This is a genomic window from Rhodoblastus sp. (assembly GCF_019449565.1).
In the GTDB taxonomy this organism is placed as follows: Bacteria; Pseudomonadota; Alphaproteobacteria; order Rhizobiales; family Beijerinckiaceae; genus Rhodoblastus.
This window is the reverse complement of the sequence record NZ_JAGRPM010000019.1, coordinates 20,218-44,914: the sequence shown is the minus strand read 5'-3', so window position 1 is coordinate 44,914 and position 24,697 is coordinate 20,218. Positions and strand designations below refer to the sequence as shown.

The window sequence follows — 24,697 nt, the reverse complement described above, 5'->3', positions numbered from 1 at the left end:
TCCTTTGGAACTAGTAGGTAAACCACATGAACACTCCAAGCAACAACCGCACCCCCGCCGCCGATCTACTCACCACTGCTGACCTCGCCAAGCGTTGGGGCCGGTCAATCAACCACATCTCCTCCTTGCGGTGCAGCGGGACCGGTCCCAAATTTTTACGTATCGGTCCTCGTTCCTATTTCTACCGCGTGAAGGATGTCGAGGCTTTTGAAGAAGCTTTGACCTTCTCCTCCTATGCCGAGGCCGTCGCAAAGACCGGCACATAATCGACTAGTCTGTATACGTCCGGAAAATAGACCGTGATTCCAACGACATAGAGCATGATGTCGGGGGCACTACCAAAATGCGGACTTGGTGCGGATGCGCCAGCGCCGGATTCAGGTCAAACAGGAGGCAAAAATGAACCATCAACAACGCCGGCATGAGGCCGACACGGTCTATGAAAAACTGCGCGACAAAGGACGTTCAGAGTCTACTGCTACGTGGGGACGGGAACTGAAAATCTACGCCATGCGCCTGCGGTCTAAAATAGAAGTCCACATGCACCGCACAAGCGACTTTGTTGATGTCAACGAGTTCATGGCCGCGCGCTTGAGGGATGACCCGTACAATAAAACCTCAAGGATCATGCGTGAGTATTGGAATGTCGTTGCGACGCTCTTTGGTCTTCTCCCGGGGGATGAAATGCTACCACCGGAGGACATCAAGACCTACCGGCTCTTTAAGGATGTTTTTGGTCTGGCAAACACGGCAGGATCGACGACATGCGCCCAGTAGTCCACCAGACCAACAGTGACGAGTGCTGCTGTTGTGTGAACGACCTTTACCGGCTGCTGGGCTTTGTTGAAGCAAGGCGGCCATTGGTGGAGATCCAGCTCCGCGTGGAAGGTAGCAACATCCTCGGCCTTTACGCACACCGGGACAGCATCTGGGTGATCATTAAGACCGGCAGCAGGGAATGGCTGGTCCCGGCCATTCATGAAGCTTGGGAGCGCATCGACTACACTGGCTCTGAAGTGCGCGCAATTATTGACGAGGCCGGTACGGTCTTCCACGAGTATGGCGAGGGCGTAGCCACCGGCCCCCACATGCTGGAGCTGCGGAAGATGGTGGCAGCAGAACGGCAGCGGGGCCGGGAGATCGCGTTTTGATCCCCAAGTAAAAGGCGCTGTCATGCAAGAGCTGCATAGGTAAAAGGCGCTGTCCGGCAGTAATAGCATAGCTCCCTCGGCGTTTATCCCTTTACAGGACCGCGGGAAGCAGCTTAGCCTGAGGCAGGTTACAATAGTGGCGTGATGTGCAAAGCACAAAAAAACGCCCCCGTTGGTGCGGAGGCGTTCTTTGTTCAGGTTGAACAGGTAGGCGGGTAGCAAAGCAATCTAGGTATAGCCCACCTGTCCGACTTTGTAAAGCTGCTTTGACCTTCCCGCCCCAAAAAATCTTGGGCGGTTGGTGATGAATACACAAACAAAATTACTTCTTAGAGATGCCCCCGTCTGGGCCTACTGGCAGGCCACACAACGCGACGACGGTTCATGGAACAAGGGCGCCCCGCGCGATCCAATCACCCGGCGTTGGGCGTCCTACACAAGAGCCGAGCCGTGGCAACCCTACGCCGTCGCCGCCGCTGCTGTTGGCCAACCCTCCCCTACCCAAGGCCTGGCTCTCATCCTTGGCCAGAAATCCTTCCCCATCTTTGGCGTCGACCTCGATAGCTGCCGCGACACGGACACCGGCGAGCTAACACCATGGGCACAGGACATCGTTGATCGCCTCGACTCCTACACCGAGATCAGCCCCAGTCAAACCGGCCTCAAGATCTACTGCCTAATCAAAAAGCAGGACGTCGAAGACCTTGAACGGGTGTCGGGGGGAGAGTGCCACAACCGCACCTTCACCAAGGTCCAAAGCAAGGGCCGCCATCCACTGGCCATCGAGCTCAAGTTTGAGGGCTGGTTTGCGTTCACTGGCCAATCAATCAAAGGCGACGCTATTGCTCCCCTGCGGCCTGAGGATTTGGAATGGCTGCTCCGGGTAGCGGGACCGAACCTGTCCGGCCAGCCCTACGTCCCTCCGACTCCACCCCAGCCCCAAGGCTCTGCCCCGACCTATGCTGAGGTAGCCAGTGCCGTCATGGCCATCAACAACCGGGGCGAGGGAGTTGACCGTTACACATGGTTGAAGGTCTGCGCCGGTTTGAAGCGCGCCGGCGTCGAGGCTGACAACCTGAAACATGGCAACGTCTGCCCGGATCGTGAGGAGCAGGACTCGGGGGATGTCAGCGCCGACGCTTTTGATTTAGCGGAGGCCTACCGCGACCTCTTTTATCGCTGGTCGGCGCTATGTACCAGAAATGACCCACGCTATACGGTCAAGACCTACAGCGGGTTCAGGCTCAGGACATCCGGTAAAACCTACACACTGGCGACGATATTTCACATCGCTAATGAACATTACGGGTGGAGCTCCAAGAACCTTGATGTGGCCACAGCCCCCCGGCCCGAGGACGCCGCCAAGGTCGATCTGGTGCGGCCCTTGTGGCACAACGCCCAGCCCATCGCCGACACGGACGGGGAACGCTGGCTGCTCCAGCACGCCAAGCTCGACGCCCTGCCCTCGGCGGCCCTGACCCGCCTGCGCTTCACCCCTGACCGGCCCACCGTCTGGGCTGCCCTACATCGCGTGACGGATGGCTTTTGTGGCGTCTGGTCGGTCAGCTTGGACGGCTCCATCACGACCCATGGCCCGGCCCATGGCGGCGGCATCTGGCTGACCGACGCCTGCGAGGGCGACGTCCTCGTGGTCACAGACAAGCTGGTGACCGGGCTGCAACGGGCGGGTCATGGGCCGGTCGTGGTCGCCGTCAACGGTATCGAAACACTCCTCATCGGCACCGGCTTCCACAAGGTGAAGCTCCTTGTCGGTGAGGACAAAAGGCGGGCGGCCTCCGTTGCCTGTCACCAATGGGCGCGCGCAGGCGTCGATGTTGAAGTTTACCTGCGCTAACTGGGAGCAGAGCAATGAATAATCATTCAGACAACTTTTGGGACGAACAGCGGGCGGAAAAACTGATGGAGGACGACGCCTTTAGCAGGCGGCGGAGCACTACCTCTGTCCAAGTGCGGTCGGTGATCGAGGAAGCTGATTACGGCATTACGTGGCTCGGGGACGAGGAGCCGACACCCGAGCCTCAATTGGTTGAAGGCATGCTGCCGCTGGTCGGCGTGGCCACCGTTCTGGGCTTGGCCTATGCGGGAAAGAGCTACGCGGTCAATGACGCGGCCCTCGCTGTAGTCAAAGGCGGCGAGTTTGCCGGGCGTAAGGTGCTGGCTCCGGGTGCGGTTCTTTGGTTGGCCTATGAAGGTGCGCCATCGGTGGCACCACGGGCGGCCGAGACCTTGCGGCGTAAGTACGGGGAAACAGACCTGAGTAAGGTTCCCTTCGGCCGCCCGACCCGCACCCGCATTGCGCTAACGGACGAAAACGCTGAGGAATGGCTGGGAACTCTGATCGTTCGCTATAAGGAACAGGTGGCCGAGCATGGTGGCGGTGACCTGCGCATGGTCGTTGTGGACACCCTGACGCGCGGGGCCATGTTCAGCAATGAGAATGAAGCGGGCGAGGTGGACCGGGTTCTGGCCATGCTGGCCCGGCTGGCGCATGAGCACCAAGTCTTGTTTTTGGTCGTTGACCATCTGGGTAAGGACCAGACGAAGGGGGCGCGTGGATCATCGGCTAAGACGGCGGCCTATGATGCCATTCTGAGCGTGCGGACCGACATTGATATTGCAACGATGGTTCACAGCAACCGGCGTGTCGTGTTTGAAAAGTTCAGGGCTGGCGATCCCCTGCCGCCTGTCAAGTTTGACCTGACCGCCGAGTCGGAGGGCTCTCCCGCCATTGTCGAGTGGAAGGGGGCTTATGTCGGCGAGGAGGCGGAAGACCGCTCGCCCAAGAGCAAGGCCACCAAGACCAAGGAGCCGTCCACCAATTTCAACATGGACATCGTTGTCGAGTGCATGAAGGAGATCGAGGCGGGGGGAGGTGGGCAGCCCCACAAGGTCGGGACTGTGGAAGTGATGGCGCACGATGCCGAGCGGCTGCGTGCAGCGTTCTACGGGAAGCGGCAGGATATCTCGGCTGAGTCACGCAAGGTTGCGTTCAGCCGCAGCCTCGCTGATGCGGAGGAGAAGCGTAAGATTGGTGTGCTGAGGGGCGACAACAGCCGGCCGGTGCTGGTCTGGATGGGCGGGGATGAACTGCTGCCGTTCTGAGGTCAAACGGTATGGGGCCGGTAACAAAGGCCTCATACCAACATTCAAGGCTGTAGGGGCGGCCGGTTACGGAGGATGGGGAGGAACACAACACTGGCACCCCCTAAAGGGGGTGACGGGCGTGTTACGTTCCCCACCTTCCACCGCCCTGTCCCCCCTGCCCGTATTTTATTTACTCACGTGGATCCTTGGAGGAAGTGATCCAGGACCGAGGAAGCTGCAAGGGGCGTGGTTCTATCCCCCCAGCCCGTAGAGGATGTTGCCAGTTCTGCCCCCCAGCCCGTAACCCACCAACTCCACGCCGCCGCGGGGCAGTTGCCGGGGCACCGGCGGGGGCACCGGCCAGCACCGGAGGGTGTGGGCTGGGATGTCCACCCTGTCCGGTACTACCCCGCCCCAACGGCTCCCCAAACCAGCCCACGGCGCTCCCTACACGTCCGACACCCAACACGTCTTTAACAACACGGAAAAGGAATACCTGAATGACCAAGCACATGGACCTCAAAAACTCCACGACTTCTTCGGCCACCAAACCGGCCACCAAGCTGGACACGTCCATGTCCAGCAAATTGGCGGAACCGGTGAAGCCGTCCCCCGATCTCGTGGCGCTCGTCACCGCTTGGAAGAACGCCACCCCGGACACCCGCGCAAAATTCGCCAAAGCCGCCATGGCCGCGCCAACGCCGCCGAGTTCCTCGGGTTGGAAGCCTGTTGTCCTTGACGAGATCACCGGCGACCTTATGGTCGAGTTGCCGCCCGTCCACCGGGGCAAGTTCCCCAACCATTTAAGGTTCAACACCGAAATCATGGACCTTGTCCGGGACACGCTGACCAAAGAACCAACGATCACGGCCCTGCGGTTGGTGTTGGCCATTGTCGAGCAGTTCCCCACGGCCAGCACCAACATCGTTCGCACCGCCCTTTGGAAGGCCCAGTACGACCAGAATCTCACGGCCGATGATCACGCCTTGGCCAAGCTGGCCTATGACCATTTTAACCACGTCACGAACGGATTCAGGTTGGCACGCTATCACGGGGCGTTGGTGTCGGCTGTTCGCGTGTTTGAGGGCAACCAGCAGTCCAGCGAGGCTGCGGAATAACCCCCGCCAACTCATCCGCATCGCATCCGCTGATGGTCATGGTCGAGAAAAAAGCTCGGTATATCAATGATATAACACCTCTGGAACCGTATTAGACTGTTATGGGCCGCATGTGTGGTTGCACCACCACACATGGATAGCGTGGCCAAGGCGTTCATCGGCGCGGCGTTGGGGCTCGACCGCCTTCATCTGATCAAACCGGTTGCCTGCACCAAGATGTTATGAACTCACTTCCAAGATATACTCATAACTAAAACAGAGTTATGGACTTGGTCGAGGACATGGAACAGCCGCGCGGGAAAAGGTGCTGGTCTGGGACTGGTAAAAACCACGATACAAGTAATTACCGAGTGATATGCAATAACAGTACCCAAACCCCAAAAAACGCCGTAAGCTGTTTTTATCCCGGGCAGGGCCTCAATACTACCATCTACCTCACTTATCCACCAACTACACATCCGTCTTGCCCGCAAAGTCTCTTTTTTGCGTGTGCAGAGCTATGGCTGTTGGTCCCTCCCCCCTGCGACTCCGCGTCTCCGCCCTCCCCGGCGGTTTGTACGCCGTCAGTCGCCTGTGTGGTGTGGTCGTCATTACCGACACGCCAAGCCCGATCCGGGACGCCGCGACGGCCTTGCTCATTGAAAACGAAATCCAACCCGAGACTCGGCTCCATTTTCTGATGCCAGACAACGCGGCGGCCGTGTTGCCACAACAGGCTCAGGTGTACGCCAGCAGCCTCCGGGACTTCGACCGGGCGTTACCCATCAACCCCATTCCCACCTTGGACCGCCCCCGTCACCGGGCGGCGGCTGGAGCTTGACTGCCATGAAGACCGTTCGCAGCCGCAGCAGCACGATTCACAGCAAGCCCTCGCCGGGTGCTACCAAACCACGCTCACCCGGTGCGGGGTCGAGTCCCAGCAATGGCCGTGGCGACGACACTCCGGGGAACGTCCCCATGTCCACACCGCCGGGGGCCGGTGCTCCATACCCGAACTCGTCGTCAAATAAAGGAGACCAATGATGTCCACAATGCTAGACCGCGTCATGTCCAAGCTAAACAGCATCGATAAAGCCATGGACAAGATTGAAGCTGAAGACGCCACCGCGCGGGAGAACCTTCGTCGCCGGCAAATTGCTGAGCGGGAGGAAAGCCAAAAACGGGCGGACAGCGCCTGTAGGCAGGCTCAGTCGAGGTGCGACGAAGTGCTCAGTTTATTCAATCGAGCAGCGCCAAGGGCATTGCCGGGTGAAGATGAATTCTCGTACCGCTCGAGGATTGCGAGCGAGTTGCAGCAGCGTCTCCCAAACTCGTCTGAGCTGAAGCGGGTGGATTTCGCCGCCCTGCCGAAGAACGCGGCCTTCACAAACCTAGAGGCTCAATTATTCGATGAAGTCTCGAGGTTTGCTGTATCAAACGATGCCGTGCCAGACGGTGAGATGGTCATGCGGCGCGTGGTCGATCCCGTCTCTGGGCACAAAGAAAATCAGTTCTTCTCGCGCCAAAGTTTCGTCCGCGACTTCACATTGCCAGCGAAGCACGTCCGCATGTTGACCCCGTCTCAGATTGTTGAGCGGTCGCGGTCGCTGTGGGTCTGAACTGAATTCTGGCCACGCTCCTGCTCGGTTACGTGGCCAGAGCCTAGCCCCTTGGCCGGGGGTGAGGACCGGGGCGGCGATGTCCCTTATGCGTTGCCGCCCCAACCATTTGAGTTCCCGCACGTCGATACTCTCTGAGCGGCATCAAGAGTATTCGAGCGGGCACGGGGCCGCCTGACGTCATCGTCTCCGCGTTGGGCGGCTCCACCTTCCACGAGGCCTGCCATGCTCCATCAGCTTGCCCGCCGTCACGTCCCCCTCGCCCGCCGGATCGTGGACATGGCTGCAAGGGCGTTCGGTCACTTAGCTCCAGTTACGCCACCGGCGCCCCGATACAGCTTCGACCAGAGCGCAGGGGACGCCACACAGGCCCCGCCGCCTCCGCCCGGTATGGACCCGCCCACGCCAACGGCCCCGCCCACCACGCCCGCCCGGTGCAATCCTACGGCGGGTGTCGTGGACGCCATGGATGCCCCCGTGGATGCTGGCGAAAGCTCCTTGTCCGCCACCTACGCTCAATGGGTACGGACACCGAAAGGTCTTAGCTGATGAGCTATCCCAACAAACAGAATTTGGAAGCGGGGGCCATTCCGGTTTGCATCGTCCCACGCCCAACGTGGACAGGTCAGCCGCCCAGTTCGCAGACGGACGCTCAATCGGCGAAGCCGGTCTATTTCGTGCCCCAGCCGGGGGGTGGCCCTTGGCCAAATTCGCAAGCGGATGATGGCGGCGCATGTCCGGTCAGAGTCGTGGCGGACTTGGCCACGGCTGCGGGAAGCGACCAGTCACACGATTCCGCCGCGTTGCCGGTCTGGGACGCAGGCACTCCACCAACGCCACCCTTCCACACCGACGCCCGCAGTCCCAACAGCGCCACGCCGGTTTGGCGCGTGCCGTAGACCCTGGACAACCACATCATGCTTGAAAAAACACGCCTTGACCTCCTGCACGCCTTCATCACCAAGGACCGTCTTCGCATCCAGTTGCGCGACGCCCAACGGCAAAGGGCGTTAGCCTATGCCAACGGCGACGGCGTGGCGGCGAACCATTGGGAGGTTGAGTGTGTCATGGTCCTGCGCGCTTACGAGCGGTCTGTCACCGCCCATGCCATCGCCTATGCCAACTTCCAGCGGGAGCAGCACGTCCTTGAAGCCGCCCGCATGGACGCCGAACGTCAGGTCCAGCTTGAAGCCCAACTTGAAGCCGACCGAGTCCGGGCGGAGCAGCAGCTCAGGGAAGAACGTCTGACCCGGCGCATGGACAAGCTGGCGGCAAAGCGCGCGGCCAAGGCGCTGCTACTGGCAGAGGACACCGAGCGCATGAAGCTCGAGCGCGCCGAAAACCGGCGACTGGCCAAGATCGCCTTTGACGAGCGGGTAGCGCGTCGCCTTGAAGCCCTTCGCCAAGAGCGGCGGCTGACCATGGTGACGGCATGACCACCAAGCCCAAGCCCCCAGCCGCCGCCAAGGACCGCACCCGCCCCACCTCTATTAGGCTAATCGATGTTCCGACAGCCATGGCTCGGCGGGACCGCAATGATGTGGATCTTGCCATCTGTCGGGCCGTCCTCGACAGCGCGACGGCGACGTGTCTAATTTGTGCGAAAATCTCGGGCGCTTACGACTACGACTTGCCGGAAATAATTCTGGTCCACGAGAGCATTCCGGAGCGGGGCACGTTGCGTGTAAGACCGCGTCATGTTTGTCAGTCGTGTGGAAGCCGCACCCCATATTCAGAGCTCCGGCAAAAATTCATTACCGTCATGGGCGTTTGAGCTGAACGTCTACCAGCTCACCGCCGGTGTCCTCCAGCCACTGGGCGAAGGCTGTTGCGACCTGCGCGGGCGTCGATTCCTCCGGCAGCCCAAGAAGGACCGTCAGCGCCATCACGGATATGGTGGCCTTGCACAGCAGAAGGGTCTTCATCAGCTTTATCCTTTCGTAGATCGATAGCCGATAGATGACTCAAAAATCACGCCCTTACTATGGTCGGTTTTTTCCCGTGGCGATGGCCACCACGGCCCCGAGCAAGGCAGTGCCAAGAAATATTTTTCATGCCTCGCTTTACCCACGTCCCCCCGTGTTCCGCCACTATCCGGCCACCCCACCATCCTATTGTTATCACAGACTTATCAGCCAATAAATCCGTATTCGACCATCATGTGCCAGGACATCGTCATCACATTGGCGCGGCCATTCTCCGCCGTCGTCAGCAGAACGACAGGCCCGGGTTCGAGCTTCTGATAGACCTTGCCGAGATCGAGTTTGCGCATGGGCTTTATGTTGCCCTGCGACGTCTGCTCCGCAATGCGCGAGAACAATTTGCGCTCAAGATTTTCGCGCTGGCAGCGCGGGCGCCTTTCCGAGATCGGGGCCTTCCCGCTGGTTCTGGCCTTCCGATTGCTTAAGGTGTGCAAGCCCCGCCCCTTGTTTCCGGTCCCCAATGAATATCCTGCACGGAATTTTCGGCCTCTCCTGCCTGCTCGGCCTTGCCTTCGCCCTAAGCGAGAACCGCCGCGCCATTCCCTGGCGCGTTGTCGTTGCGGGCGTTGCTATGCAGGCGGCGCTGGCCCTGCTGCTGCTGAAATTCCCGCCCGCCAGCGCCTTCATGGCGACGCTCGCCAGCGCGGTCGGCGCGCTCGACAAGGCGACTGAGGCCGGCACAAGTTTCGTTTTCGGCTATCTCGGCGGCGCGCCTTTGCCCTTCGAGCCCAATGGCAAGGGCTCGCCGATGGTTTTCGCCTTCCATGTCTTTCCGCTGATTCTGGTAATTTGCGCGATTTCCGCACTGCTGTTCCATTGGGGACTCATGCAGAAGGTTGTCGGCGGCATGGCCTTCGCGCTGCGCCGCACGGTCGGCGTCGGCGGCGCGCTCGGCACGGGCGCTGCGGTGAATTTTTTCGTCGGCATGGTCGAATCGCCGATCCTGATCCGGCCCTATCTCGTGGGGATGCAGCGCGGCGAGATTTTCGCCCTGATGTCCGCCGGCATGGCGGGCATCGCGGGCTCGGTCATGGTGATTTATGGCCATATCCTCGGCGCGGCCATTCCGGAGGCCTTCGGCCATGTGCTGACCGCTGCACTGATCTCGGCGCCCGCGGCCATCGCGGTGGCCGCCATTCTCATTCCCTTTGAACCGAGCGATGAGCGCGACGCGGCCATCGTCATCGCCGACCCGCCGCGCAATGCGCTTGAAGCCCTCGCGCGCGGCACGAGCGATGGCGTGGTCATCCTCGCCCATGTTCTGGCCCATCTGATCGTGCTGCTCGCCCTGGTCGCGCTTCTTAACGCGATGCTCGGCGCCCTGCCCGACCTCTGGGGCGCCCCGCTCAGCCTTCAACGCATTTTCTCCTGGCTGTTCCGGCCGCTGGCCTTCGCCATCGGCGTCGATGCGCCCGACGTCGATACCGCCGCGCGGCTGCTCGGCACGAAGATCGCGCTCAACGAATTCATCGCCTATATCGATCTCGCCGCGCTACCCGATAGCGCGCTGAGCCCACGCTCGCGGCTGATCCTGCTTTACGCCCTGTGCGGCTTCGCCAATTTCGGCTCAGTCGGCATTCTGGTCGGCGGCCTGTGCGCCATGGCGCCTGAGAGGAAGCACGACATCGTCGCGCTCGGCTTTCGCGCGCTCGTCGCCGGCGCGTTGGCGTCGCTGATGGGCGGCGCGGTCATAGGCGCGCTGACCTAAGGACCTACGCCGCCGAACCGACGCGCGATGCGCCATCGACGCCGACCGCCGCCAGCGCCTTATGCAACGTCGGGAAAATTTTCTCCGCGCCGAGCGCCTCGACAAGGGCGTGCTGCTCCAGATCGGCGCGCAGATTGGCGCTGACCCGGCCCAGCACGACTTCGATCTGCTTGTCCCTGAGTTCGCCGAGCAGGTCGCGAAAGGTCCGCGCGGCGGAAAAGTCGATATCGGTCAGGGCGGCTGCGTCGATCACGAAATGGCGCACCGGTGACGGCGCCTTGGCGATCAGGTCGCGCGCCGTGTCGGCGAAACGATCCGCATTGGCGTAGAACAGATCGGCGCCGAAGCGAAAAACGATCAGGCCAGGCGCCGTCTCAATGCCTGGCTGCGCGTCCCTCGGCTCCCAGCGGCCCTCGCCATTCGGCGCCAGCATGGCGATATGCGGCCGGTAGGAATGGCGAACATGGCCAACCAGCGACAGAGCGATAGCGAGCAGAATGCCCGGCTCGACGCCGATGCAGGGAACCGCGGCGGCGGTAAACAGGGCGAGACGGAATTCGCTCGCGCTTTCGCGCCGGATCGCCATCAGCCCTTTGACGTCCACCATTCCCACCGCGATGGTGAAAACCACGCCCGCGAGCACACAATGCGGCAAATATTGCAGCGGCCCCGTCAAAGCGATCAGAACGACCACCACCAGGCCCGCGAAAACAAGCTGCGCGAACTGGCTGCGGGCGCCGGCGTTGTCGGCCATTGCGGTCTGCGTCGGGCTGCCATTGACAACAAAGGCGCCCGTGAGCGCCGCCCCGGCATTGGCCGCCGCGAGGCCGAGAATGTCGGCGTTCTCATCGACGCGCTCATTGTGGCGCAAGGCGTAGACGCGCGAGGTCGCGGCGCTCTGGGCGATGATCATCACGAAGCAGGATGCTGCGACCGGCAATAGCAGGAGCGTCTCCGACCAGCTCACGTCGGGCCAGCGCAGCGACGGCAGACCGCCCGGAACGGGGCCGATAACGGCGATGCCGCGCCCTGCGAAATCGAAGAAGGCGCTTGCCGCGATCATCCCGACCACGAGAACCATAGACATCGGGAAATGCGGGGCGAACCGCCGCCCGAACAGGATGGCGGCGACGACGACCGCCGAAAGCGCCAAATCGAACGCATGAAGATTGGGCAAGCCCCGCAGGACTTCCCAGAGCTGGCCGAGCGTGCGATGCGAATCCGCGCCAACGCCAAGCATGTCGGGCAGCATGGCGACGCCGACCTGCACGCCGACCCCGGTTAAAAACCCGACCAGCGCCGTGCGCGAAAGAAAATCCGCCAGGAAACCCAGCTTGAAGATGCGCGCCAGCAACAGCAGCGCGGCGGTCAGCAGGGTCAACATGCCGACCAGCGCCATGTATTTTTCGCTGGCGACAGGCGCCACGCGCGACAGCGAGCTGGAAAAGATCGCGGCGGTCGCCGAATCTGCCGCCACCACCAGATGCCGCGACGAGCCGAACAAGGCGAAGCCGACCAGCGGCAGCAGGACGGTATAGAGGCCGGTGACGACCGGCGTCCCCGCGATGCGCGTATAACCGAGCACCTGAGGCACGTTCATCGACGCCAAGGTGAGACCGGCGAGCGCGTCTTTCAAAGCCTCGCGCGGCTTCAGCGGCAAAAGTCCCTGTAAAATCCTGAAGCCCATGTTCAGCGATTCGCTCCCCGCCTGCCGACAGCCGGCGCCTTGCGGAGAAAAGCGACTTGCCCCCCGCCGCGCCCATGTTTATCGATCAGATGCATTTTGCAATGGATCTCGGCGCGCCAACCTTGGCCCGCTCAAGGAAAGCCGCCGATTTGTCACGTATGAACTGGGTCGCCGCCTCCGCCCTCGCATTGATCGCCGGGCTTGCCCTGTCGGGCTGCGCGCCAAGTGGCCGCCCGGATGTCGCGCCCCTCAGTGCGAAATCATACGCGACGATTCCCGGCATTCCCAACGCCCGTTATTTCGCCGATCAAACCGCCGAAATGGACCGCGAACTGGAGCGCAGCTTGATCCGCGAAGGCGCAAGTCTCGGATTGAAGCGCGGCTCGGTTCTTCCGCCCGCCCATTTCCTCGCTCTCTCGGGCGGCGGCGACGACGGCGCCTTTGGGGCCGGGCTGCTCGCGGGCTGGACCGCGCATGGCGACCGGCCGCAGTTCAAGATGGTGACAGGCGTCAGCACCGGCGCCCTGATCGCGCCCTTCGCCTTTCTGGGCTCGGATTATGATTCTGCACTCACTGACGTCTATACCAATGTGACGCCGGCTCACATCTACCAGAAGCGTTTCATCCTCTCCGCCGCGATCATCGACGACGCCCTCGCCGACACGGCGCCGCTCTTTCAGACCATCTCCCGCCATATCGACGAAACCCTAATGGCGAAGATCGCGGCCGAATATCACAAGGGACGGCTGCTCTTCATCCAGACTACGGATCTCGACGCCGGCGTGCCCGTGCGCTGGAACATTGGCGCCATCGCCGAGAGCGGCGATCCGCGCGCACTGGACCTGATCCGCCACATCATGCTCGCCTCGGCCGCGATTCCCGCCGCCTTCCCGCCCGTCATGTTCGATGTCGAGGCCAATGGCCGCGCCTATCGCGAATTGCATGTCGATGGCGGCGCCGTCAGCCAGGCGTTTTTACTGCCGCCGGGCGTAGACCTTCGCAAGGCGCGAAAACTGGCCGGCTACCAGCGGAAAAGCGCCTTCGGCTATGTCATACGCAATGCGCGTCTAACGGTGGAATTCAGCGACGTTGACCGCCACACCCTGCCAATCGCGCAAAAGGCTGTGAGCACCCTGATCAATTACAACGGCGTCGGCGATCTCTACCGCATCTATTCGCTGGTGAAACAGGCGAATGTCGCCTTCAACCTCGCCTATATCGATCCGGAATTCCAAGCCCCGCACAAGGAAGATTTCGACCAAAGCTATATGCGGGCGCTCTATTCCTATGGCTATGACAAGGCGGTTCACGGCTATGCCTGGCGCCACGCGCCGCCGGGCATCGACGCGGGCGGCAAATAGGCCGCGTCGCGCGCAAAACCTGCCGCGCGTCATTCTAAAAGAACCTTGGGCCCGAATTATTTTTCGCCTTGTTTCCAAGAACTATCCAGGCGAGGCTCAGCCGCGACTCAGCTCGCGCAGGAGTGTTCATGGCCCAGAATTCAACCCGCCGTTCCGGGCGTGACGCCACGGAAAAGCAGTTCGACTCGGTTGCTCTGGTCCTTCAGGGCGGAGGCGCGCTCGGCTCCTACCAGGCGGGCGTTTATCAGGCCCTGGCGGAGGCGGATATTCATCCCGATTGGGTTTCCGGCATTTCCATCGGGGCCGTCAATTCAGCCTTGATCGCGGGCAATGCGCCGGAAAAGAGGGTCGAAAAGCTGCGCGAGTTCTGGGAGACGGTGACCAAGCCACCGCTCGGGCCGCTCGGCGCGCCTTATAATCCAAGCATCAAACATCTGAACGAGACCGTTCACCGCGCGCTCAACCAGTTCCGCGCCATGGGCGTGGCGGCTCTGGGAGCGCCTGGCTTCTTCCGCCCGCGCGTTCCGTCCCCCTTCGTCTGGCCCGCGCCGAGTCCGGCTCAACTCAGCCATTACGACGTGGCGCCGCTGCAAGCGACGCTGGAGCGGCTGGTCGATTTCGACCGGCTCAATTCCGGCGAATCCCGCCTCAGCGTCGGCGCGGTCAATGTCCGCAACGGGAATTTCACCTATTTCGACACCAAGACCCATCGAATCGACTTCCGCCATATCATGGCGAGCGGCTCGCTGCCGCCGGGCTTTCCGGCCACCGAGATCGACGGCGAGTTTTACTGGGACGGCGGCATCGTCTCCAACACGCCGCTGCAATGGGTGCTCGACTCCCGCCCGCGCAAGGACACGCTCACCTTCCAGGTCGATCTCTGGAGCGCCACCGGCGAGCTGCCTCGCGATCTCTCGGAGGCCGAGGTGCGGCAGAAGGACATCATGTTTTCCAGCCGGACCCGCGAGGCGACCCACCAGGTCCTCAACGCCCAGAGGCTCAGGCGGATTTTCCGTCAAGCTTACGAGCATTTACCGGAAGAAGTTCGCGCGTTGCCAGAGGTTGCGTATCTCGCCAAGGAAGCCGATGAGTCGGTCTATAACATCGTCCATCTGATCTATCACGCCAAGAACTACGAAGGGGCGGCGAAGGATTATGAATTCTCCCGCCGCACGATGGAGGAGCATTGGAGCGCCGGCTATGCCGCCGGCCGCAAGGCGCTCTCCCATCCCGAGGTTCTGCAACGCCCGCATAATCGCGAAGGCTTCCGCGTGTTCGATTTCTCCCACGAAGCCTGACGCCCAACCGACGCCGCCATCTAACGGAGCAAGACATGAAGGAAAAGGACGTACTCGGCCGGGCATTCGCCATGCCCCTGACCAGCCCCGCCTATCCCATCGGGCCCTATCGTTTCGTCAATCGCGAATATCTCATCATCACCTATCGGACCGATCCGGCGAAGCTGCGCGAGCTTGTCCCCGAGCCGCTCCAGGTCGACGAACCGCTGGTCAAATATGAGTTCATCCGCATGCCGGATTCAACCGGCTTCGGCGATTACACCGAGACCGGGCAGGTCATTCCGGTGAGTTTCAAGGGCCGCAAGGGCGGCTACACCCATTGCATGTTCCTCGACGACCATCCGCCAATCGCGGGCGGGCGCGAATTATGGGGCTTCCCGAAAAAGCTGGCCAGCCCGACCCTGAAAGCCGAGATCGACACGTTCGTCGGCGAGCTGCATTACGGCCCCGTGCGCGTGGCCGTCGGCACCATGGGCTACAAGCACAAGCAGGCCGATCTCGCGGCGGTGAAGGCCTCGATGGAGGCGCCGAACTTCCTGCTCAAGATCATCCCGCATGTCGACGGGACGCCGCGCATCTGCGAACTGGTCGAATATTACCTCACCGACATCGACCTCAAAGGCGCCTGGACCGGCCCGGCGGCGCTGGAGCTGTTCCATCACGCGCTTGCGCCGGTGGCGGAACTGCCCGTGCTGGAGGTGGTTTCCGCCACCCATATCCTGGCGGACCTGACGCTCGATCTCGGCAAGGTCGTCCACGACTACCTCGCCTGACCTGCGATACGGATCGTAGCGCAACGCGCTATCACGCGGCTTTCTGGTCGCGTGATGCTAAATCTATGGCGGACCGGGAAAAAATGCCTGTTGCGCTAATGACACGCGTGACAGGAATTGCGCGCAAAGCCTCAGGTCCGCTTGATCGTCCGATCAGTGGCGCCTAGCATTTCACGAGATTCGTTTTTCATTAAAAAGCTAACTAGTTGACGCTCGGTTAAGAGCCCCGGGGACGGAGTTTTATGAAGCAAGATCGCGGCATGTCCCGGCGCTGGCGCCGATCCGCCGGCGCGCCGCGCGGCCGTATGGCAATTCTGTCGGCCCTCGCCCTGGCGACGTCCCTCTCCGCCTGTTCGGTCGGCCCGAATGTCGTGATCCCCGACGCGCCGATTGGCGGGAAATGGCGCGAAGCCAGCAATCCCGCGGTCAAGACCAGCCGTCAGGACTACCGCAACTGGTGGACCGCCTTCCGCGACCCGACGCTCAATCGGCTCGTCGAGATCGCCTATGACCAGAACCTGACCCTGATGGAGGCCGGCGCGCGCGTGCTCAAGGCGCGGGCGGTGCTGGGACAGGCCGCCGGCGAAGTCTATCCGCAGACCCAGCAGCTTAATGGCACGGCGGATTATCTCCGGCCAAGCCGCACGGACGCGACCTCCAACCCCAGCAATACGCTGTCGACGCAATTCTGGCGGGTCGATCTCGGCGCTCAGGCCACCTGGGAACTGGACCTCTGGGGCAAGTTCCGCCACGGCGTCGAATCCGCCGACGCCGCCTATCTCGCCTCCATCGCCAGCTATGACGACGTGCTGGTCACCTTGATCGGCGATGTCGCCAGCGATTACATCGCCATCCGCACCCTGCAGGCGCAGATCGCCATCGCGCAATCGAATGTCGTCAAGCAGCGGGAGGCGCTGGACATCGCCCGCGCCCGCTTCAAGGGCGGCGCGACCTCCGAGCTCGACGTCTATCAGGCCCAAAACGTGCTCGCCCAGACGCAAGCGGCGGTGCCGCAATATGCCGCCCAATTGCAAAAGCAGCAAAACGCCCTGCGCGTGCTGCTCGGCGAGCCGCCCGAGACGGTCGACGGCCTGCTAAAAGGCTCGCGCGGCATTCCGGCGCCCCCCTCCAGCGTCGCCGTCGGCATTCCAGCCGATCTGCTGCGCCGCCGGCCCGATATCCGCGTGGCGGAGTTGAAGGCGATCGCGCAAGGCGCGCAGGTCGGCATCGCCCAGGCGGACCTCTATCCAGCCTTTTCGCTCGGCGGCGCGCTCGGCACTTTGGTCAGCACCACCAATGGCAACAAGATCAACCAGCTGTTCACCTCGCCGAGCCTCACTTTCGCCTTCGGTCCCTCGTTCAGCTGGCCGATCCTGAATTACGGGCAGATCACCAATAATGTCCGCGCGCAGGACGCCGAATTGCAGGCGCTGCTCACCAATTACAAGAACAGCGTGCTCAAGGCGCAGCGCGAAGTCGAGGACGGCCTCAGCGGCTTCATTCAGGGTCGCCAGCAGGTCGCTTTCCTCAGGAAGAGCGTTTCGGCGGCCAGCAACGCCCTGACCATCGCCCTCGCCCAGTACCAGCTTGGCACGCGTGATTTCACCACGGTCCTGACCGCCGAGCAGAACCTCTATCAGGCGCAGAACAATCTCGCCGCCGCAGAGGGCAATGTCTCCGTCAGCCTCACCACCGCCTATCGCGCGATGGGCGGCGGCTGGCAGATCCGCTGGGGCAAGGATTTCGTCAACGATTCCGTCCGCGACGAAATGCGCGCGCGCACCAATTGGGGCGAATTGCTCCCGCCCGCCGGCCAGCAGCCGGTGGCGACGCCCGGGCTGCCTGGCCCGTCTGACCTCGGACCGACTGTGAGGCCGCCGCAATGGTGATCGCCATGAAAAAGCTTTTCCGTTCTTCGCCGCAACGCGCGGCGCGCGCCGCCGCCCTCGCCCTCCTCGCTACGCTGGCCAATCCGCTCCCGGCTGCAGTACATGCCCAGAGCGGCGCGCCATCTGCGCCGCCGGTCATCCCGGTCATGCTGCCCAAGACGCAGACCGTGAGCGACACGCTCGAAATCATCGGCAATGCCGAAGCGGTCAACCAGGTCAAGCTGGTCGCGCGCGTGCCGGGCTATCTGGAGCAGATCCTTTTCGAAGACGGCGCGATCGTCAAAAAGGGCGACCTGCTGTTCATCATCCAGCAGGATCAATATAAGGCGCAATTGCAACAGGCCCAGGCCCAGCTTCAAGCCGCCACGGTCGCGCGCGACCACGCCAAGCTGGAGGTCGGACGCTACACGGCGCTGCTGAAACAACGCGCCACCTCACAGGTCGAGGTCGATCACTGGGTCTATGAGCAGAAGACCGCCGAAGCGAATATCCTGGCGGCGGAGGCGCAGGTGGCGCTCGCCCAGCTCAATCTCGGCTATACTGAAGTGCGCGCGCCTTATGACGGCCAGATGGGCAAGCACCTCATCGATGTCGGCAATATGGTCGGCGCCAGCGCCCAGACCGCCATTCTCGCGCAGATCACCCAGCTCGATCCAATCTATGCCGTCGCCAATATCAGCTCGCAGCAGGCCTTGCAGATCCGCGCCAATCTCGACCAGCGCCGTTTGACGCTGGAAGAGCTGCACAAGATTCCGGTCGAGGCGGCGCTCAGCGACGAAACAGGCTTCCCGCACAAGGGAACGCTGGAATATGTCGCGCCCGCCATCGACGCCGCCACCGGCACGCTCTATCTGCGCGGGATCTTCCCTAACGCCGACCGGACCCTGCTGCCGGGGGTTTTCGTCAAGCTGCGCCTGCCGATGGGCAAGGTCGTCCAGAACGCCCTGCTGGCGCCCCAACGCGCGCTACAGGAGGACCAAGGCGGGCGCTACCTGCTTGTCGTCAACGCCGCCAATGTCATCGAGAAGCGCTATGTGCAGCTCGGCCAGACCGTGGGATCGTTGCAGGAAATCACCAGCGGGATCGACCGCAACGACCGCATCATCATCGGCGAACTCTGGCGCTCGTCGCCGGGCCTGACGGTTACGCCCAAACTGACCAGCGCCGAATAGCCAGGAACGGGAACCCCAGCCGATGATGTCCAAATTCTTCATCGAGCGTCCGGTGCTGGCCAATGTGCTGGCAATCGTGCTCGTCCTCATCGGCGCGGTGTCGCTGTTCCGCCTGCCCGTTTCCGAATATCCCAATGTCGTGCCGCCCACCGTGGCGGTCACGGCGAGCTATCCCGGCGCCAGCGCCCAGACCGTGCTCAACACGGTCGCCCTGCCGATTGAGACGCAGGTCAATGGCGTCGACCGCATGCTCTACATGCAGTCGACCAGCGCGCCGGACGGCACCTATAGCCTGACCGTCACCTTCGAGATCGGCACGGATCCGAATATCGACCAGGTGCTGGTGCAGAACCGCGTCCAGCTGGCGCTGGCCTCGCTGCCGCAGCCGGTGCAGTCGCAGGGCGTCAGCGTCCAGAAGAAGAACACTGCGATCTTGCAGATCGTGACGCTGCAATCGCCCGACGACAAATATGACGCGCTCTACATGAGCAATTACGCGACCATCAATCTGGTCGACGCGCTCGCGCGCCTGCCCGGCGTCGGCGCCGTCAAGGTCTTCGGCGCCGGCAATTATTCCATGCGCATCTGGATGGACCCCGGCAAGCTGCAAAGCTTCGGGATGGAGCCGAAGGACGTCATCCGCGCAATCCGCGAGCAGAACCAGAACATCGCCGCCGGCCAGACCGGCACGCCGCCCGCGCCGGGCGACGTCGCCTTCCAATATACGATCGATGTGAAATCGCGGCTGAACGAGCCGGAGGAATTCGCCAGCATCGTCATCAAGGACCAGACCGCACAGGGCGGCCGGCTGATCCATTTGAGAGATGTCGCGCGGATCGAACTCGGCTCGCAGACCTATTCACAGGATTTCCGCGTCAACGGCAAGGCGGCGGCCGGCATTGGCATCTATCAGACGCCGGATTCGAACTCCCTTCAGGTCGGGCAGGAAGTCAAGAAGCTGATGGCCGAGATGGCCACGCGCTTCCCCGACGGCCTGCAATATGCCGTCCCTTACGACACCACGGTTTTCGTCCAGGATTCGATTTCCGAGGTCTATCGCACGCTTTATGAAGCCGGCCTCCTCGTCCTGGTCGTCATTCTCGTCTTCCTGCAGAATTTCCGCGCGACGCTGGTGCCCGCGACCACGGTCCCGGTGACGATCATCGGCGCCTTCGCGGGCATGGCCGCGCTGGGATTCAGCATCAATCTCTCAACCCTGTTCGGCATCGTGCTGGCGATTGGCATCGTGGTCGACGACGCCATCGTCATCGTCGAAGGCGTGACGAAATATATCGAACGGGGCCTGTCCGGACACGACGCCGCGATCAAGGCGATGGACGAATTATTCGGGCCGATCATCGGTATCACGCTGGTGCTGATGGCCGTGTTTCTTCCGGCCGCCTTCGTTCCCGGCCTCACCGGCAACATGTTCGCACAATTCGCGCTGGTGATCGCCGTGACCGCGCTGATCAGCGCGCTCAACGCCGCGACCCTGAAACCCACCCAATGCGCGCTCTGGCTGCGCCCGCCGACGCCGCCGGAACAGCGCAACTTCTTCTTCCGCGCCTTCAACAAGATCTATGATCCGATGGAGCGCGGCTACGCCAATTTCATCAGCCGCATGGTTCACCGCTGCGGGCTGATGGTCGTGATTGCGCTGATCGTGTCCGGTCTCGGGATCTGGGGCATCGCCCGTCTTCCGACCGCCTTCATTCCGATCGACGACCAGGGCTATCTCATGGTCGCGCTCCAGCTTCCCGAAGGCGCCGCGATGGGCCGCACCACGGAATCGCTGAAGAAGACCGCGGCGGCGGCGCTGGAAATCCCCGGCGTCGATCGCGTCATCAGCATTTCCGGCATGTCTCTGCTCGACAATAGCGCCGATCTGTTCAACGCGGGCGCGGCCTGGGTCATGCTCAAGCCCTTCGACGAACGCCTGAAGGCCAAGGACCAGGACCTGCTCTCGATCTACAAGGCCCTGTCGAACGCGCTCGCGAGCCTGCCAGACGGAATGGCCCATGTCCTGCCCCCGCCCGCGATCCAGGGCATCGGCAACGCCGGCGGTTTCCAGATGCAGCTCGAACTGCTCGGCGGCAGCACGGATTACCAGAAGCTCGGCGACCTGACGAATCAGATCGTTTCGGAGGCGAAGAAAGAGCCCTCCGTGCAGAATGTCCTCACCACCTTCCGCAACGACGCGCCGCGCGTGACGCTCACCGTGGACCGCGACCGCGCGCAGGCCTTGCGCGTCTCCGTCGGCGACGTCTTTGCGACCCTCACCGATTATGTCGGCTCGACCTATGTCAACCAGTTCAATAAATACGGCCTCTCGCTGCAGATTTATGTCCAAGCGGATTCGCAATTCCGCCTGCGTCCGGACGATCTGATGAATCTGTACGTGCGCAGTCAGGATGGCAATATGGTTCCGCTCGGCGCGGTCGCCCATCTCGGCGAAGCGGTCGCGCCGGCGCTCGACACCCTCTATAATCTCTATCCGTCCTCGACCATCGTCGGCGGATCGGCGCGCGGTTACAGCTCGGGACAGTCGCTCGACGCCATGGAGGCCATCGCCAAGCGCGTGCTGCCCAAGGATGTCACATTCGAATGGACAGCGATGTCCTATCAGGAAAAAATCACCGGCAACCAGCTCTACTATGTTTTCGGCCTGTCGATCCTGCTGGTCTATCTCGTGCTCGCGGGCCAATATGAAAGCTGGATCCTGCCACTGGCGGTTCTTTCCGCCGTGCCGCTGGCCCTACTCGGCCCGGTCGTCGCGCTAACGAGTCTGGGCGCCGCCAATAATCTCTACACCCAGATCGGCCTGATGCTGCTGATCGCGCTTTCGGCGAAGAACGGCATCCTGATCGTCGAAGTCGCGCGCGAAAACCGCGTCTTCAAAGGCATGGCCATTGCCGACGCGGCGACCGAGGCCTCGCGGGTTCGCTTTCGCCCAATTCTGATGACGTCCTTCGCCTTTATCCTCGGCGTGCTGCCTCTGGTGCTCGCCACTGGCGCGGGCGCCAACGCCCGACGCTCGCTCGGCATCAGCGTGTTCAGCGGCATGATCGCCTCGACCTGTCTGGCCGTATTGTTTGTGCCGTCCTTCTTCGCCGTGCTGCAGCGTTTCGAGGAATTGCGCAAGGCGAAGAAGAAGGGCGCGCAGCCCGCCTCCCCCGAGCCGGCGCCGAAAGAAGCCTAATCGGCCTCGTCTTCCCATCGCAACGAACGGAACGCCCGCGCGATTGCCATAGCGCGGGCTTCCTGTACGGCCTCGGACGCGCCGGGAGCGATATCCGCGCAGGCGCCGAGCGCCAACTCCAACAACTCCGCCTTGGGATAAGGCAAGCCCGAGCGCCCTGGAAAGGCGCGGAAATCACAGGCGCAGACCGCCAACAGATGCGCGAATATCTCCGGCGTGTCGAAGGCGCCCAGCCGTTCCAGCATGAGGGCGACCGGCCCGGCGCGCATCTTCGAGACGCGATGGACCCTCTCGCATTCGGCCAGAGCCTGTAGCGCAAGATCGCGACATTCGGGCGCGACGTCGAAGCGCGCCGCGATGGCTTCGATGCGCGGGCGGGCCCGCTCGATATGCTTGTAATGAATAGGCAGATGTTCGCGCGGCGAATCCGATTTGCCGACATGCATGGTCAGCAGCGCGAAGCGCACGCTCAGTCCAGCGCCGGCGCTCGCCGCCTCGTCGAGCGATTTCAGCACGTGATCGCCAAGGTCTACTTCGGCCGGCTCGTCCGAGAGCAGCGGGACGCCGAACAAATCCTCGACCTCGGGCAGGATTTGCTCCAGCGCCCGGCATTCCCGCAGATTGGCCAGCATTTTCGATGGCGCACGCCCCATCAGGCCACGCGCGAGTTCGGGCCAGATGTCTGCCGGCTCCGTATCAAGGAGAAAGCCGGCGTCGGCCTGCTGGTAGAGCAGGTCCAACTCTTCGTCATCCGGCGCGGCGTCGGCTTCTGCGAGCAGCGCGGCGTGACGCAATATGCCAAGCGCCGGGTGGATTTGCGCGAAACCCGTCAGGAAGGGCGAAGATTTTTCAACCATGGCGAACAGCCTCTGGAGCCTGTTCCAATCCGACAGCATCGGATCGGAGCGCAAACCGCGAGGTTTGCGCATTTGAACGACGCAAGCAATTGTCCTGCCAAAGACCTCGATCCCGACAGGCCTTTCTCCAGCCTCCCCTCGCGGAACGTAAAGCGCGCCCGCGCCAGACCGGTGTGAAGATCGCCTGCGGCGGGGCTCGCCCGAACCTCCTGCAGGGGCGAAGCGCGCCGAGCAGCCGATCGCCCCGAAATTTTTGCATATCCGGCGCCACGCAACGATAATCGCTTGCATATAAATATATTATCTTGATAGGATTTATATGTTTTAATTCAGGCTACCAAAGACACCGGCGCGCTCTTCGATGGTCGCTCCCAAGACCGCCGCCGATCCGCCCGACCCGGCGGGCCGGCGTCAGCAAAAAACAATGTCCGCCTCCGCGAGAGAGTTCAATTCAGGAACACAAACCATGCGCAAATTCACGCTTTTCCTTCTGGCCTTCTCCGCGCTGACGGGCGCCGCCGCCGCGGCTGATCTGCCTGCGCAGAAAGCCCCTCCCGCCTTCGCGCCGGAGTCCGTCAACTGGACCGGCCCCTATGGCGGCGCACAGGCGGGCGGCGCATTTGGCTCGACCGATTTCAACCTGCCCTCGGCCGCCTATAGCTCGAGCTGGCGCAATGACGGCTTCATTGGCGGCGCCCATTTTGGCTATAATTACCAGGTTAATTCGCTCGTTTTCGGCGTACAGGGATCGTTCGATTTCCTGAGCGTCGAGGGAAATCTGAGCAGCTCCGTACCTTACGCTCCGAAAGCCTTTACCGTTAGATCCTATCATGACTGGCTTGCCTCCGCCGACGGACGGCTGGGCTACGCCGTCAAGAATTATCTGGTCTATGCCATCGGCGGCTATGCCTTCCTCGCCAACAACACCGCCTTGAACGTCGCCGGCACTCAGGTCGCCGGGGTTTCCAACGCGATCAATGGTTATGACGTCGGCGCCGGCGTTGAATATGCGATCAACAATAAATGGTCCGCGCGACTTGAATATCGCTATTACAACTTCGCCAGCAACACGAACAACCTGCTGAACTCCCCCAAGGTTTTTTCGGAAAGCTACAGCACCAGCGTCGTCCGGGCCGGCATTACCTATAAATTTGGAGCTGCGGAAACCACTGTCGCCGCCGCGAAATATTGACGTGACCAATTTCGTCAAACCTCCGCAACTCCCGAGAAACGAAAAATGAAAAAGCTTAGCCCTTCCCTTCTGTTCTTTTTGGCTTCCGCCGGCGCCGCGCTTGCGCAGGGCGCGCCCGCCCCGGTCGGGGCGCCGCAAAACCCGCCACCGCCGCCCGCGCGCGGACCGGCGCTCGATCTCGCCATTGAAGCCGCTCAAACGGCGCTGGAGGCCGCCAAGGCGGCGGACCAGAAGATCGCCGTCAGCGTGATCGATTCCGCCGGAGTCCTCAAGGCGGTGCTGGTGTCCGACGGCACTGGGCCTCGCGCCGTACAGAATAGTAATTTCAAAGCGCAGGCCGCGCTCGCCTTCAAGGAGCCGTCGGGCCAGCTGGCGGAAGAGGTGAAAACCAATAAGGATCTCGCCGACAAAATCGCCGCCAACCCGAACTATCTGGCGCGCGCGGGAGCCGTGCTCATCAAGGTCAATGACGAGGTGATCGGCGTCATCGGCGTCGGCGGCGCGCGAGGCTCGGACAAGGACGAGGCCTACGCCAAGGCAGGCGTGGAGAAGATTCAGGCGCGCTTGAAATAGGAAAAAGCCGCCCCCTGGCAGCCCGGCGTCGCGC

At 62.2% G+C, this 24,697-nt stretch carries 21 protein-coding genes; 17 read left to right on the top strand and 4 right to left on the bottom strand.

Annotated elements, in window-relative coordinates; genetic code table 11:
- The first annotated feature begins 26 nt into the window (after window positions 1-26).
- The 8 genes from QZ409_RS04045 to QZ409_RS04010 all read left to right on the top strand — a co-directional run bounded on the left by QZ409_RS04045 (window position 27) and on the right by QZ409_RS04010 (window position 8,408).
- Window positions 27-266, top strand: coding sequence for a hypothetical protein (locus tag QZ409_RS04045; protein ID WP_296707297.1), 240 nt, complete (start codon window positions 27-29; stop codon window positions 264-266).
- Between the two features lie 133 nt (window positions 267-399).
- Window positions 400-777, top strand: a complete 378-nt coding sequence (locus tag QZ409_RS04040; protein WP_296707296.1) for a hypothetical protein — start codon at window positions 400-402, stop codon at window positions 775-777.
- A gap of 35 nt (window positions 778-812) precedes the next feature.
- Window positions 813-1,151 (top strand): hypothetical protein, encoded by a 339-nt coding sequence (locus QZ409_RS04035; RefSeq protein ID WP_296707295.1) that lies wholly within the window; start codon window positions 813-815, stop codon window positions 1,149-1,151.
- Between the two features lie 304 nt (window positions 1,152-1,455).
- On the top strand, window positions 1,456-3,006 hold the full coding sequence (locus tag QZ409_RS04030) for a hypothetical protein (RefSeq protein WP_296707294.1): 1,551 nt from the start codon (window positions 1,456-1,458) through the stop codon (window positions 3,004-3,006).
- Window positions 3,007-3,020: 14 nt separating this feature from the next.
- On the top strand, window positions 3,021-4,274 hold the full coding sequence (locus QZ409_RS04025) for an AAA family ATPase (protein ID WP_296707293.1): 1,254 nt from the start codon (window positions 3,021-3,023) through the stop codon (window positions 4,272-4,274).
- A gap of 482 nt (window positions 4,275-4,756) precedes the next feature.
- Entirely contained in the window at window positions 4,757-5,374 is a 618-nt protein-coding gene (locus QZ409_RS04020; RefSeq protein WP_296707292.1) for a hypothetical protein, read from the top strand.
- A 1,022-nt stretch (window positions 5,375-6,396) separates the two neighbouring features.
- Entirely contained in the window at window positions 6,397-6,972 is a 576-nt protein-coding gene (locus QZ409_RS04015) for a hypothetical protein (protein ID WP_296707291.1), read from the top strand.
- A 917-nt stretch (window positions 6,973-7,889) separates the two neighbouring features.
- Window positions 7,890-8,408 carry a hypothetical protein gene (locus QZ409_RS04010; RefSeq protein ID WP_296707290.1) on the top strand — a complete coding sequence of 173 codons (519 nt, stop codon included), beginning with the start codon at window positions 7,890-7,892 and terminating at the stop codon, window positions 8,406-8,408.
- Window positions 8,409-8,732: 324 nt separating this feature from the next.
- On the opposite strand, the gene QZ409_RS04005 is transcribed toward QZ409_RS04010, so the two are convergent.
- Both QZ409_RS04005 and QZ409_RS04000 read right to left on the bottom strand, forming a co-directional pair.
- Window positions 8,733-8,897, bottom strand: a complete 165-nt coding sequence (locus QZ409_RS04005) for a hypothetical protein (RefSeq protein WP_296707289.1) — start codon at window positions 8,895-8,897, stop codon at window positions 8,733-8,735.
- Window positions 8,898-9,103: 206 nt separating this feature from the next.
- On the bottom strand, window positions 9,104-9,292 hold the full coding sequence (locus QZ409_RS04000; RefSeq protein ID WP_342394825.1) for a hypothetical protein: 189 nt from the start codon (window positions 9,290-9,292) through the stop codon (window positions 9,104-9,106).
- Window positions 9,293-9,414: 122 nt separating this feature from the next.
- On the opposite strand from QZ409_RS04000, the gene QZ409_RS03995 reads away from it, so the two are divergent.
- The gene (locus QZ409_RS03995; RefSeq protein ID WP_296707288.1) at window positions 9,415-10,662 is read left to right on the top strand and encodes a nucleoside transporter C-terminal domain-containing protein; all 1,248 of its coding nucleotides are present in this window, start codon (window positions 9,415-9,417) and stop codon (window positions 10,660-10,662) included.
- Between the two features lie 4 nt (window positions 10,663-10,666).
- Here QZ409_RS03995 and QZ409_RS03990 read toward each other — a convergent pair whose 3' ends face one another.
- The gene (locus tag QZ409_RS03990; protein ID WP_296707287.1) at window positions 10,667-12,349 is read right to left on the bottom strand and encodes a SulP family inorganic anion transporter; all 1,683 of its coding nucleotides are present in this window, start codon (window positions 12,347-12,349) and stop codon (window positions 10,667-10,669) included.
- A gap of 158 nt (window positions 12,350-12,507) precedes the next feature.
- Between QZ409_RS03990 and QZ409_RS03985 the strand changes: the two genes are divergently transcribed.
- From QZ409_RS03985 to QZ409_RS03960, 6 genes are all read left to right on the top strand, one after another.
- On the top strand, window positions 12,508-13,710 hold the full coding sequence (locus QZ409_RS03985) for a patatin-like phospholipase family protein (protein WP_296707286.1): 1,203 nt from the start codon (window positions 12,508-12,510) through the stop codon (window positions 13,708-13,710).
- 128 nt (window positions 13,711-13,838) lie between these two features.
- Window positions 13,839-15,008 (top strand): patatin-like phospholipase family protein, encoded by a 1,170-nt coding sequence (locus tag QZ409_RS03980; RefSeq protein ID WP_296707285.1) that lies wholly within the window; start codon window positions 13,839-13,841, stop codon window positions 15,006-15,008.
- Between the two features lie 35 nt (window positions 15,009-15,043).
- The gene (locus tag QZ409_RS03975) at window positions 15,044-15,781 is read left to right on the top strand and encodes an acetoacetate decarboxylase (protein WP_296707284.1); all 738 of its coding nucleotides are present in this window, start codon (window positions 15,044-15,046) and stop codon (window positions 15,779-15,781) included.
- Window positions 15,782-16,023: 242 nt separating this feature from the next.
- Complete coding sequence (locus tag QZ409_RS03970; RefSeq protein ID WP_296707283.1) at window positions 16,024-17,670, top strand: TolC family protein; 1,647 nt, start codon at window positions 16,024-16,026, stop codon at window positions 17,668-17,670.
- Window positions 17,671-17,675: 5 nt separating this feature from the next.
- Complete coding sequence (locus QZ409_RS03965; RefSeq protein ID WP_296707282.1) at window positions 17,676-18,842, top strand: efflux RND transporter periplasmic adaptor subunit; 1,167 nt, start codon at window positions 17,676-17,678, stop codon at window positions 18,840-18,842.
- Between the two features lie 22 nt (window positions 18,843-18,864).
- Entirely contained in the window at window positions 18,865-22,041 is a 3,177-nt protein-coding gene (locus tag QZ409_RS03960; RefSeq protein WP_296707281.1) for a multidrug efflux RND transporter permease subunit, read from the top strand.
- Here the strand turns inward: QZ409_RS03960 and QZ409_RS03955 are convergent.
- On the bottom strand, window positions 22,038-22,898 hold the full coding sequence (locus QZ409_RS03955; RefSeq protein ID WP_296707280.1) for a tRNA nucleotidyltransferase: 861 nt from the start codon (window positions 22,896-22,898) through the stop codon (window positions 22,038-22,040). The two genes, QZ409_RS03960 and QZ409_RS03955, sit on opposite strands and share 4 nt — an antisense overlap.
- 466 nt (window positions 22,899-23,364) lie before the next feature.
- On the opposite strand from QZ409_RS03955, the gene QZ409_RS03950 reads away from it, so the two are divergent.
- Both QZ409_RS03950 and QZ409_RS03945 read left to right on the top strand, forming a co-directional pair.
- Complete coding sequence (locus QZ409_RS03950) at window positions 23,365-24,090, top strand: outer membrane beta-barrel protein (protein WP_296707279.1); 726 nt, start codon at window positions 23,365-23,367, stop codon at window positions 24,088-24,090.
- Window positions 24,091-24,135: 45 nt separating this feature from the next.
- Window positions 24,136-24,663 (top strand): heme-binding protein, encoded by a 528-nt coding sequence (locus QZ409_RS03945; RefSeq protein ID WP_296707278.1) that lies wholly within the window; start codon window positions 24,136-24,138, stop codon window positions 24,661-24,663.
- The last annotated feature ends 34 nt before the right edge of the window (window positions 24,664-24,697 follow it).